We start from the raw sequence: 12,692 nt of genomic DNA, 5'->3' as shown, positions 1-12,692 counted from the left end.
GGTGTTTTATAATTTGGAAAGCTATCATATACGGGGCGGGAATCCAATCAGCGGGGAATACAAGGTAAACGGAGCAAAAAATGCTGCTCTGCCGATCCTGGCCGCCTCCATTGTCACCAATGATGAAAATCTGTTTACCGGTTGTCCGCGCATCTCAGATGCGGCCATTATGGGAGAAATTCTTAGATCGCTGGGATGCAGGACTGAGGAGAACGGAGGCTGTGTTCTCGTTGATACGGCGGGGTTAATAGAATATGAAGTGCCTTCTGCCCTAATGGAAAAGATGCGGTCTTCCATCTTTTTAGTGGGGCCCCTTCTGACGCGCTGCGGCAAAGCGGTGATCAGCCAGCCGGGCGGATGCGCCATTGGAAAAAGGCCCATCGATATACATATTAAAGCCCTCTCCCAGCTGGGTGTATCCATGAAAGAGGATGGTCAGAAACTGGAGTTTACCGGCAATCAAATGACTGGAACCAATATTATACTGGACTTCCCTAGTGTGGGAGCAACGGAAAATGTTATTCTGGCCGCCTTAGGAGCAAAAGGGGAGACCGTGATCCACAACAGCGCCAGGGAACCGGAGATCATGGATTTACAGACGTATTTAAATGGCTGCGGCGCGCAGATTAAAGGCGCCGGTACATCCCAGATTACCATTAAGGGCGGTCTGCCTCTCCATGGTAGCCAGCATTCTATCATGGGCGATCGCATCGAAGCGGGAACCTTTCTCATGGCTGCCGCCGGAACCGGCGGAGAACTGCTGGTGAAAGGAATCGAAAGCGGAGCGTTAAGATCCCTTGTGAAGTATCTCAAACATGCCGGATGCAAGGTGAGGAGGGAGCCTCATGAAATTTGGCTCAAAGGGCCCGAGCGCCTTTGCGGCGTGGGAAAGGTGCAAACTGGCCCCTATCCCGACTTTGCCACCGATCTGCAGCCCCAATTCACGACAATCATGACTGCTGCCGAGGGGAAGAGCCGAATTATCGAAACTATTTTTGAAAATCGGTTTAAATATACGCAGCAATTGATAAAAATGGGCGCAGATATTGAAATTTTGCAGAGAGTCGCTATAATAGAGGGAGTAGAGTTCCTTGAAGGCTCGTGTGTGGCCGCAGAAGATCTTCGCGGCGGGGCGGCGCTGGTACTGGCCGGCCTGATGGCGCAGGGAGAGACCATCGTGCAGAATGTCCATTATATTGAGCGGGGCTACTGCGATCTTCATGGAGAACTGAAAAAACTAGGCGGGGATATCGGAAAGCATTATGAGAAAACATGAGACAAAACAATTCGACTGGGAGCAGGAATCAAGTAGCCCGGACGAAGAAAACAGGGAATACATAGAAGGGGCGCCGGAGCACGCCCCTTCTGAAGTATCAGCGAATAAAGTACCGAGAAAGAAACGGAAAAAGAAGCGGTACGTGTTGAAGCTGCTGCTTTTGATTCTCATTTGTGTAGGCCTCTATTTTTTCCTGCGGTCAAGCATTTTTAATATCAAAACCATCAATGTGGCGGAAAGTACTCATTTTACTGCTGAACAGATACAGGAAATGGCCGGCCTTAAGACAGGAATGAACCTATTTTCCTTCAAGGGCGGAACATGCGCGGACAAGCTGGAAGAAAATCCGTTTATCCGAGAAGCGAAGATAAAGCGCAAGCTTCCGGACACAGTCACCATCGAGCTTGCTGAACGGCAGGAGCTTGCTATCCTGGCAAAAGATAAGGAGTATGTAGTGATCGACGGCGAGGGAGTTGTCTTGCAGATCGCAGAGCAGGCGCCCCAGCTGACTCTTTTAAGCGGCATTACGATCGCAGATGCCGAGGAAAACAAGCCAGTGTCGGTTAAAGAGGAGACCAATTATCATAAAGCCATGCGCATTCTTAACGAAATGGTAAAAGCAGATTTGTATTTTAAACAGATTGACGTTTCTGAAGTGGTGGTTAAGGCTTATGTGACGGATCAGCTTTACTGTCTGGGAAAGACGAAAAACCTGCTGAAAAGCATGGAAGAAGGAAATCTTCAGGCCGTGATCTATGATCTGTATAAAAAAGGTGAGAAAAAAGCGGTTGTCAATGTTGGTGATGACGAGTATTTTTCCGTCGACATAAAGAGCAAATAGGAGACAATCATGGCAAAATATAAAGGGATTGCCGTTGCCGCGGTGCTGACATTTTTAATCGGATTCATTATTTCCATACAAATCAGCACTACAGAGGGAGATGATCAGGGAGCGCTGGTACCTCTGGCCAAGATTAAGGGATACGAGGCGCAGCTGAAAGAGGCTACGGAGGAAAAGGAAGCGGCGCTTTCCCGCCTTGGGGAGCTGGAAGATCGGATGGCAGAGATTGAGAAGAGCAAGGCTGGCGAGAACAGTTCGGTAAAATCCATGGTCGAAGAAAATGAAAAAAATAAAATGCTGGCGGGCTTGGTGGATGTTTACGGGCCCGGTCTTGTGGTGGAAATAAAAGATCCACCGGCAAAAGTAGAAGGGGCGGAGGATTTCAGTCTCATCGCCTATAATTATGAGTATTTGCTCAATGTAGTCAACAAGTTAAAAGAGGCGGGAGCCGAGGCAATTTCCATCAATGGGGAACGTATTGTTCAGACTACGGAAATCAGTCTGGCGGGCGACAATATTAATATTAACGGCAAAGCAACGGCCCAGCCTTACACCATAAACGCCATCGGTCCGGGTGATACTATGGACGCAGCTATTACCATACGCGCCGGTGTGGTTGAAACCATGAAAAATCAAGGACTGATTGTTACCACCAAAAAGAAAGACCGTATTGAGATCCCCCGTTATACGGGTGTGATCAATTTCAAATACGCAAAGCCGGTTAAAGACGAATAAGGTGCGTGCAGATGAAGAAGATTTTAGGAGTGGCGGCGCTTTGCTTTTTGGTCGGAGCAGGCATTATGATTCAGGCAAAGATGACCGACGGCGAGCGGCTGTATGTTTCACAGAAAACAGTGGATGATTATAAAGCCCAGATCCAAGCTGAAAAAGAGGCGCTTTCCGAAGTGGAAGAATTGATATCCCAGGCCGAAAATAATCTGACCTTGTACAACAAAGAAGACGGAAAAAAGCTGCAAAAAGCGTTGAAAAGCGATTTGCTGAAGAATCGCATGTTTGCCGGTACAAAGACCGTTCACGGCGAGGGTGTTGTCATTACGGTGGACGACGGTACTGGTCCGGTAAAAAATGGAAGCGAAATTAACAGCCTCCTGGTGCACGATAATGATATCCTGCGGATTATTAATGAACTGAAAGCAGCGGGAGCAGAAGCCATATCCGTCAACGGACAGCGGATCATCGAAACCACTTCCGTGTCCTGTGCCGGATATACGGTTCGTATCAACGGCACCACTTATGCCAGGCCCTTTGTCATCTGTGCAATCGGAGACAGTACCAAATTGACAGATCGGCTTATCGGCGCTTACGGCTATGGAAAGGAACTCCAGGAATGGGGCGTTCAGTTCAAAATCCAATCCACTTCCGGCATTGAAATTGCTGGGTATGACAAAACTCCGTATTTTCTCTATATGAAAGAACAGAAAGGGGACTGATGATTTGATTATCGCAATGACAATCGCGCTGATTCTGGGACTGATCTGCGGATTCGCGCTGAATATCACTTATCCCACAGAATATACATTTTACATTACGATGGCATTGCTGGCGGCGATGGACTCTTTAGTGGGAGCGATACGGGCCGATTTGGAGGAGAAGTACGATACCACCATCTTCGTTTCAGGGTTCATAACCAATGCGTTATTGGCAGGAGTACTGACTTTTGTAGGCGATAAACTGGGGATTCCCCTTTATTATGCGGCTATCTTTGTATTCGGCGGCAGGCTTTTTAACAATCTTGCTGCCATCCGAAGAATCATCATCCAGAGATATCGCGACAAAAAACAGCAGAAAATGTAGATTTTTTACGGTAAAAAAGTGGTATTTTAATTGGAAAAACAGGTGCATAGGCCGTTTCTTTATGCTATAATGTACGCAATGGCTTTTGCGGCAAGGCCGTAAAGAGGCGTACATGAAACCTGCTTTATTGCAGGTTGCGGGTTATAAATGACGGTAAGTTGTATAAAAAAGTATGGGAGGTAGTTTCTGATGTTACAATTTGAAATGAACGAGTCAACACCGGCAAAAATAAAAGTAGTTGGTGTGGGCGGCGGCGGATGTAACGCAGTGAATAGAATGATAGATGCAGGCATGCAGGGTGTGGCCTACATAGCGATAAATACGGACAAGCAGGCGCTTTCGCGCTGCAAAGCGGAAACCAAGCTGCAGATCGGCGAAAAATTAACAAAAGGACTGGGCGCGGGCGGCAACCCTGAGATCGGCCAGAAATCAGCGGAAGAAAACCTGGAAGACCTGTCCAAGTTCATAACCGGTGCGGATATGGTGTTCATCACAGCCGGTATGGGCGGCGGCACCGGAACCGGGGCGGCGCCCATCGTTGCCAAAGTTGCCAAGGATATGGGAATTCTCACCGTAGGCGTAGTGACTAAGCCCTTTACCTTTGAAGGAAAAAAACGCGGGGAGCATGCTGAGCTGGGAATCAAATTTTTGAAAAAATTTGTTGACTCTCTGGTGATCGTTCCCAATGACAAACTCCTGGAAACAGTGGAAGAAAATACTTCCCTTCTGGAAGCTTTTGATATGGCTGACGAAGTTCTCAAACAAGGCATACAGGGCATTTCCGAACTGATTATCGACGATGCGCTGATCAATTTGGACTTTGCAGATGTAACCACGGTTATGAAGGACAGAGGCATCGCACATATGGGTGTGGGAAAAGGATCCGGGGAAAACCGGGTTACCGACGCAGTCAAAGATGCTATTGAAAGTCCGCTGCTTGAAACCAGTATTGATGGAGCTAAAGCAGTGCTCATCAACGTTACCGGCGGATATGACCTGGGAATGCTGGAAGCCAACGAAGCGGCCAGCGAAATTGAAAAGGCGGCGGATGACAACGCCATCATCATATTCGGAGCGGCGATCAAAGAAGATATCAAAGACGAGATTTTTATCACGGTCATTGCCACTGGCTTTGAAAGCAGACCCAGCGCCGATCTTCTGGGAGGCGATCTGATGCCGGAGCATACCGGTGAAGAAAAGAAAGAGAGCGAGATCACAAGCTCAATTTTGGACGAAAAGAACGAAAAAGAAAGCGGCAGCCTAATCGATAACGACTTTAAAATCCCGCCCTTCTTATCATCCAAGTAGAACCAATTCTGTATAATAAGGAAGAGCCGGTGATGAACCGGCTTTTCTTCATAAAAAACGTGCGCATGACGAAATCAAAGATTCCTATGCACACATGTCGCTGACAAGCAGCGACGCTTCGCAAGGTACGTTCTTTGAAACTCCGTCAATATCGTCCAAGACGATATTTCCTGCGTTATAAAAAATATATGAAGAAAATTACATCAAAGGAAAACCAAATATTCAAGCTGTGCAGCAAACTGACCATGCGGAAACACCGGGATCAGGAAGGGCTCTATCTGATCGAGGGAGAGAAGCTAGTCAGAGAAGCCATTGAAAGCGGACAACGGATAAAGGTGATCGCGGTAGTAGAAAGCAGCGGCCTGCGGCCTGACTTTTCCGAAGAAATCGTTTTTATGGAGGACAAGCTTTTTACAAAGCTGGCCCAGACGAAGACGACTCAGGGCATTCTGGCAGTTGTGGAAACGCGGGAACTGACGGAAGAAGAATTCCTGAAAAAGACAGCCCGCAAATCAGGCAATGTGGTTCTGCTGGACCGCCTGCAGGATCCGGGCAACATCGGTACCATCATCAGGACGGCGGACGCGGCCGGCTACAGCGGCGTTATGACCATCAAGGGAACGGCCGATCTTTATTCCTTAAAAATCGTTCGCGCAGCAGCAGGTTCCCTATTCCGCATGCCCGTGTTTTCCGCGGATTCGCCTTCGCAGGCCGTATCGGTTTTGGAGGCCGCGGGAAAAACCATATTTGCTACGGGATTTGATACGGATTTGTATTACTACGATGTGGATATGAAGCGGAACATCGGTTTGATCATCGGCAATGAGGGAAATGGCATTTCTCCGGAGCTGATGGCAATGGCCCACCGGATCATCAAGATACCAATGGACGGCGATATCGATTCCCTCAATGCTTCCGTGGCGGCGGGAATTCTGATGTATGAGTCCATGAGATAGATAAAAGACTAATTTTGGAGAGGTAAAAACATATGCAAACTCAATTAAACAAAATTTTGCAGGAGGCAAAAGAACAGTTAGAAAAGGCAAAGACATTGGCCGAAACGGACGAGGTCCGGGTTAAGGTACTGGGAAAAAAAGGCCAGCTGACTGAAATTCTAAAAGGCATGAAAAAGCTTTCGCCGGATGAGAAAAAAGAACTGGGGCAGGCCGCCAACAAAGTGAGAAACCAAGTAGAGACCCTGCTGGAAGAAAAGTTTGCGCAGGTAAAAGCCGCCGCAAAGGAAGCGCAGTTTAAACTGGAGAAAATCGACGTAACGGAGCCGGGCGAAGATATGAGCCTGGGCGTAAAACATCCGATCACCATTACCATCGAAGAAATTTCGGATATCTTTATGTCCATGGGTTACTCCATCGCAGAAGGCCCCCAGGTTGAGAGCGTGTTCAATGCCTTTGACGCCCTTAATTCTCCCAAGAACCATCCTTCAAGAGATGTAACGGACACTTTCTATATTGCAAAAGATACGGTCTTAAGGCCGCACACGTCTTCTGTACAGATTCGAACCCTTATGAGCCAGCAGCCGCCGATTAAAATCATCGCGCCGGGCAGATGCTTCCGCTGTGATACGCCGGATGCCACCCACTCGCCGATGTTTCATCAGGTAGAGGGGCTGATCGTGGACGAAGGAATCACCATGGCCGACTTAAAGGGTACCTTGGACAGCATGGCAAAGCAGCTCTTCGGATCTTCTACAAAGACCAAATTCAGACCGCATCACTTCCCCTTTACCGAACCGAGCGCGGAAATGGACGTTTCCTGTTTCAAATGCGGCGGCAAAGGCTGCCGAATCTGCAAAGGCAGCGGCTGGATTGAGATTCTCGGCTGTGGCATGGTACACCCTAACGTTCTGGCAGTAGGCGGAATCGATACGGAAAAATACACCGGATTCGCCTTTGGCATGGGTGTGGAAAGAATTGCAATGTTAAAGTATGGCGTTGATGATATCCGTCTTTTCTACGAAAACGATATGCGTTTCATCAACCAGTTCAAATAGGAGGTGCCGTAGATGTTAGTTCCAATCGAGTGGCTGAAAGATTATACTGATATTGATGTAGATACAAAGGAATTCTGCGACCGCATGATCATGTCGGGCTCCAATCTGGAGACCTGTGAATATTTCTGCGAAGAAATGGAAAATGTGGTGGTAGGCAGAATTGACAAAATAGAAAAACACCCGGATGCCGATAAGCTGGTGGTGTGCATGATTAACGTAGGTAAAGATGAACCAGTGCAGATCGTCACCGGTGCTCCCAATGTGTTCGAGGGAGCATATGTTCCGGTAGCGCTTCATAAGAGCAGGATTCCCGGACCGCTCCACGGAAAAGAAAAGGAAGAAGGCGGAACAAAGATTACCAAGGGTAAGCTGAGGGGCGTGGAATCCTTCGGCATGCTGTGCTCCGCAGGGGAACTGGGTTTTGACGACAAGGTAGTTCCGGTGGCCCACAGAGAGGGAATCTGGATTCTAGAGGAAGAATATCCTCTGGGCCAGGATTTTGCTGAGGCGCTGGGACTGAAGCAGGCGGTGGTGGATTTTGAAATCACCCCCAACCGCCCGGACTGTCTGTCCATGGTGGGAATGGCCAGAGAAGCGGCAGCCACCTTCGGCGGCAGCCTCAAGTATCCGGACACAGCCTGTACCGATGAAACCGACAAGCAGGCAAAGGATTTCATTCAGGTGGAGATCAAGGATTCGGAATTGTGCAGACGTTATGCGGCCAGAATCGTGACCGACGTCAAGATTGAACAATCCCCTTGGTGGCTCCAAAAGAGACTGATGTACGCCGGAATGCGTCCCATCAACAATATTGTAGACATTACCAACTTTGTTATGCTGGAATTCGGACAGCCGATCCATGCCTTTGACATCCGTCAGATCGCTGATAACAGGATCATCGTCGAGCGGGCCCGGGAAGGCGAGACCTTTACAACCCTGGACAACACAGAGCGGACTCTCACAGAGGATATGCTGCTGATTAAAGACGGACAGCGGGGCGTAGCCATCGCCGGCGTCATGGGAGGACTCAATTCCGAAATCGAAAAGGATACGACAACTATTTTAATAGAATCGGCCAATTTCAACGGAGACAGCGTTCGGGCCACATCAAAAAAACTGGGCCTTAGAACAGAAGCTTCCTCCAGATTTGAAAAGGGAATCGATCCCAACCTGTGCCAGGCAGCCGCCGATCGGGTATGCAGATTGATCGAGATCCTGGGATGCGGAAAAGTGGCGTCCGGAACGGTGGACGTTTATCCAAACCAATTTAAGGCGCCTGTCATCGACGTGCGAGTGAGCCGGGTCAACCATGTGCTGGGAACCGATCTTTCGCGTCAGGATATGACTGGGATCTTCGAGAGCCTGGAGATGATCGTGGAAGGCGAAGGGGACATCATGAAAGTAACCCCGCCCACCATCCGTCAGGACTTACTGACAGAAGTGGACTTTGTCGAAGAAGTGGCAAGGATGTACGGCTACGATCAGCTGCCGGTCACCATTCCCAAGGGAAATTCCGAAGCAGGACAGTCAAGAGAACGGACCCTGGTGGATTTGGCCAGGGATACCCTGTGCGCTTTGGGTGCCAACGAGGTACAGACTTACTCCTTCGTCAGCCCGAAAGGGGTGGACGACGTCAGGATCGATGAAGATTCCTGGGAACGGGATTTTGTAAAGATTACCAACCCTCTGGGAGAAGAAAACTCCGTAATGCGGACCATTCTCACCCCCAATATGCTGGAGGTCCTGGCCAGAAATTATTCACGAAATATTGAAGCTGTCCGCGCCTTTGAAATCGGCAGTACCTTCATGACCAATATGATCGACCCGGAAAAGCTTCCCGACGAGCAGACCGGACTTTGCATCGGCATCTATGGAAACGATGCGGACTTCTTCACGCTCAAGGGAATGATCGTAGAAATGCTGAAAGTTCTGGGCGTGAAGGAAACCCTTTTTGAGGCGGAAAGTCAATACGGCGTATATCATCCGGGACGCTGCGCCAGAATATCGGTAGGCGATGAGGAACTGGGCATCATGGGAGAAGTGCACCCGGATGTATCGGAGAAATTTGGAATCGGCACCAGATCGTACGTTTGCGAGCTGTTTTTCGACTCGGTGATCCGCCACGCCAATATTGAAAAGGCTTACGAGCCTCTGCCTAAATACCCTGCAACATCAAGAGACATTGCGCTGCTTGTGGATGAGGACATCCAAGTAGGTGATATAGAAAGCATTATCAAGGAACAAGGCAAAGCAATTTTGGAAAAGGTACAGCTATTTGACGTTTATCGCGGCAAACAGGTGGCCGAAGGAAAGAAGAGCGTAGCTTTTGCTCTGACCTACAGAGATAAAAACAAGACCCTTACCGATGAAGACGTAGCAAAAGTTCATGATAAAGTCCTTGAAGCGCTGAAAGAAAAAGTCAATGCAGTATTAAGGGAAATTTAAAGGGGAGGTAAGCTGTGGAAAGCAACAAAGTAAGTGTAAAGATCTACGGACAGGAGTATGTGATATCCGGTGAAAAGCCCAGGGAGCAGATCGTAAAGGTAGCTGCTTACGTGGACAACCAGATGCACGAGATCGCCAGCGCGGCGCCGTCCTGCTCGGTTACCGACCTGGCAGTCTTATCGGCAGTCAACATTGCCGATGAAAGTTTTGTAAGCAAGGAAGAGGTTGAAGAACTGAAAAAGCTCAATGTCCAGCTGGAAAAGGATGCGCAGCATTACGTTCAGCTCTGGGATGAATCCAAAAAGAATTTCCTCCAATACAAGGAGGAGAATCAGGGCGTTGCCAGTCAGCGCGATGAGATGACCCAGAAGGCCGCGGCAAAAGAGCGGGAAATCCAGGAGCTGAAAATGGCCGCGGAAAAACTGCAGGATGAACTGCAGAAAGCAGCCCAGCAGACCCTGGAAGAAGCAAAAAAGAAAGCTCAGCAGGCGATCGATGAAGCCGAGGCCAAATGCAAGGAGCTTGAGAACAGTTTCTTTGACCTTCAGATGGAAAATCTCCAGCTAAAAAAAGAGTTGGAGACATACAGACGAAATATGGAATAAAGGAAACAAATGAAAACAAAATCGATCAATGTTTTGGAATACAACAAGATCATAGCAAAATTAGAAGAACAGGCCGGCTCTGAAATGGCGAAAAAAATCATTTCAGAGCTTACGCCTTCTCATGAAGTACCCGCAATACGGGACATGCTTGCAGAAACCACAGAAGCGGTGAAACTGATCGTCCATAAAGGACCATTGCCGCTCGGTGGTTTTTATGATATTGAGGATAGTCTGCATTTAGCAAGAAAAGGCGGCAGTCTAACCATGAAACAGCTTTTGCAGGTCCTGTACAACCTGGCTCTTGCAAGGAGGGTAACCACCTTTCTCAAGAGCGATCTTCCGCCTCTGCCCATCATTGAAAGCATCGCGGAAGTGATCGCGGTACACAAAAGGCTGGAAGATGAAATCGACCGCTGCATTTTGTCAGAGGACGAGATGGCGGACAATGCCAGTCCGGATCTGAAAAATATACGCAGATCCATCCTTCGCCAGAACGATGCTCTGAAAGCGAGGATCAACCAAATCCTCAATTCGTCGGATAATAAGACGCTGCTTCAGGATTCCATCGTTACGATGCGGGACGGCAGATACGTCATTCCCGTTAAAGCAGAACATCGGGCCAGATTCCCCGGGATCATCCATGATCAGAGCGCTACCGGCGCTACCGTGTTCATTGAGCCCCAGGTGATCGTCAATCTCAACAACGAACTGCGCCAACTGGAATTGCAGGAAAAAGCCGAAATCGACCGTATTCTGGCAGAGCTGTCCGGCGCTGTTTCGGAGCATTATCACGATCTTCTCAACAACCAGAAGCTGCTGATCCAGCTGGATGTGATTATGGCCAAAGGCAAGCTGTCCGCTCTGCAGCACGGCGAAGAGCCGTCCGTCAGTCAGGGCGGGGAACTGATCTTTAAAGAAGCCAGGCATCCGCTCATAGACTCTAAAAAAGTGGTGCCGATCAATGTTTCCATTGGAGACGGCTACAACACCCTGGTCATAACCGGACCCAATACAGGCGGAAAAACCGTAACTTTGAAGACAGTAGGCCTGTTGTCGATGATGGCTCAGACCGGGCTTCATATACCGGCGGCCAGCGGCAGCAAAATTCCTGTTTTTCAGGAAATTTTCGCGGACATCGGCGATGAGCAGAGCATCGAACAGAGCCTTTCCACATTTTCTTCCCATATGACCAATATCGTGGATATTGTAACAAATGCAGGAGAGGATTGTCTGGTACTAGTGGATGAACTGGGTGCGGGAACTGACCCGACGGAAGGCGCGGCTTTGGCGATTTCCATTTTGGAGAGCCTTTATGAGAAGGGGGCTAAGACCATCGCCACAACTCATTACACGGAGCTGAAGAAATATGCCATTTCCACCGATGGAGTGGAGAATGCATCCATGGAATTCAATGTGGAAACCCTGAGTCCCACTTACCGGCTGGCGATCGGAGTCCCCGGAAAATCCAACGCCTTTGAAATTTCTCAAAAGCTGGGTCTTCCCGAAGCGATCATTGAAAAATCCAGGAGACTCCTGGACGGAGGCGATATCCAGTTCGAAGAAGTCATTTCCGCACTGGAAGCCGATCGAAAAGCGGCAGAGGAAGAGCGGGACGAGGCGGTGATGCTCAATATCGCTATGAAGAAGCAAAAAGAAGAGCTGGATAAACAGACCCGCAGACTGGAAGAACAAAAAACGAAGATTCTTAACCAGGCCAAGGCTGAGGCCAGACGGATGATTGAGGAAGCTAAGGCAGTTTCCAAAGAGGTTCAGGAGGAACTGCGCGAGCTGACAAAAATCGAGAGCCTGGGTCAGAGGAATAAAAAATTCGACGAAAACCGCAAGCGGATCAAAGACGCGGCAGGGAAATACAGAGAAAAGGTTATTCGCGAAGTAAATGATAATCCGGTAGCGCCGGAAGATCTCAAGCTGGGAGACCGGGTTAAGGTCTTGAGCCTGGATCAAAAGGGCGAAATTGTATCTCTGCCCGATGATAAAGGAGAGCTGATGGTCCAGGTGGGAATCCTGAAAGCTAAGGTGAATCTGGATGATATCATGCTTATTGAAGGCGGAGCACTGGATATCAATCGGCCGAAAAAAGTCAAAAAGAATTATGGCAGCATGTATAAAGCCAAAGCCCAGAACGTTTCCATCTCCATCGATGTGCGGGGGAAAAATCTGGACGATGCCGCCATGGATGTGGACAAATATTTGGACGACGCCACCATGGCAGGTCTGAAAGAGGTTACCATCATCCACGGACGCGGCGAAGGCGTTCTCATGAAAGGGCTGCAGGATATGATGCGGGGCCATAGACATGTAAAACGATTTCGAAAAGGAAAATTTGATGAAGGCGGAGACGGCGTGACCGTTGTTTCCCTGAAATAGAGG

At 48.8% G+C, this 12,692-nt stretch carries 11 protein-coding genes; all 11 read left to right on the top strand.

Features of this window, described 5'->3' with window-relative positions:
- The first annotated feature begins 13 nt into the window (after positions 1-13).
- The 11 genes from murA to NIA71_RS06400 all read left to right on the top strand — a co-directional run bounded on the left by murA (position 14) and on the right by NIA71_RS06400 (position 12,689).
- Positions 14-1,276 (top strand): UDP-N-acetylglucosamine 1-carboxyvinyltransferase, encoded by a 1,263-nt coding sequence (murA, locus tag NIA71_RS06450; RefSeq protein ID WP_253019964.1) that lies wholly within the window; start codon positions 14-16, stop codon positions 1,274-1,276.
- Positions 1,263-2,117, top strand: coding sequence for a cell division protein FtsQ/DivIB (locus NIA71_RS06445; protein WP_148396321.1), 855 nt, complete (start codon positions 1,263-1,265; stop codon positions 2,115-2,117). The genes murA and NIA71_RS06445 overlap by 14 nt, the downstream gene beginning before the upstream one ends.
- A gap of 9 nt (positions 2,118-2,126) precedes the next feature.
- Positions 2,127-2,852 carry a DUF881 domain-containing protein gene (locus NIA71_RS06440; RefSeq protein ID WP_148396322.1) on the top strand — a complete coding sequence of 242 codons (726 nt, stop codon included), beginning with the start codon at positions 2,127-2,129 and terminating at the stop codon, positions 2,850-2,852.
- A gap of 11 nt (positions 2,853-2,863) precedes the next feature.
- Positions 2,864-3,568 carry a DUF881 domain-containing protein gene (locus NIA71_RS06435; protein ID WP_148396323.1) on the top strand — a complete coding sequence of 235 codons (705 nt, stop codon included), beginning with the start codon at positions 2,864-2,866 and terminating at the stop codon, positions 3,566-3,568.
- A gap of 4 nt (positions 3,569-3,572) precedes the next feature.
- Positions 3,573-3,932, top strand: coding sequence for a small basic family protein (locus tag NIA71_RS06430; protein WP_148396324.1), 360 nt, complete (start codon positions 3,573-3,575; stop codon positions 3,930-3,932).
- 189 nt (positions 3,933-4,121) lie between these two features.
- Positions 4,122-5,240 carry a cell division protein FtsZ gene (ftsZ, locus tag NIA71_RS06425; RefSeq protein WP_148396325.1) on the top strand — a complete coding sequence of 373 codons (1,119 nt, stop codon included), beginning with the start codon at positions 4,122-4,124 and terminating at the stop codon, positions 5,238-5,240.
- A gap of 188 nt (positions 5,241-5,428) precedes the next feature.
- Positions 5,429-6,196, top strand: a complete 768-nt coding sequence (locus tag NIA71_RS06420) for a TrmH family RNA methyltransferase (protein ID WP_253019963.1) — start codon at positions 5,429-5,431, stop codon at positions 6,194-6,196.
- 32 nt (positions 6,197-6,228) lie between these two features.
- Complete coding sequence (gene pheS / locus NIA71_RS06415) at positions 6,229-7,251, top strand: phenylalanine--tRNA ligase subunit alpha (RefSeq protein WP_148396327.1); 1,023 nt, start codon at positions 6,229-6,231, stop codon at positions 7,249-7,251.
- A gap of 12 nt (positions 7,252-7,263) precedes the next feature.
- Complete coding sequence (gene pheT / locus NIA71_RS06410) at positions 7,264-9,696, top strand: phenylalanine--tRNA ligase subunit beta (RefSeq protein WP_253019962.1); 2,433 nt, start codon at positions 7,264-7,266, stop codon at positions 9,694-9,696.
- Positions 9,697-9,710: 14 nt separating this feature from the next.
- Positions 9,711-10,301, top strand: a complete 591-nt coding sequence (zapA, locus tag NIA71_RS06405) for a cell division protein ZapA (RefSeq protein WP_148396329.1) — start codon at positions 9,711-9,713, stop codon at positions 10,299-10,301.
- A gap of 9 nt (positions 10,302-10,310) precedes the next feature.
- Positions 10,311-12,689, top strand: a complete 2,379-nt coding sequence (locus NIA71_RS06400) for an endonuclease MutS2 (protein ID WP_148396330.1) — start codon at positions 10,311-10,313, stop codon at positions 12,687-12,689.
- The last annotated feature ends 3 nt before the right edge of the window (positions 12,690-12,692 follow it).

The organism is Ihubacter massiliensis (assembly GCF_024125305.1).
Classification (GTDB): Bacteria; Bacillota; Clostridia; order Peptostreptococcales; family Anaerovoracaceae; genus Hominibacterium; species Hominibacterium faecale.
Note: the sequence above shows the minus strand (reverse complement) of the source record. Positions and strands in the feature narration are given on the sequence as shown.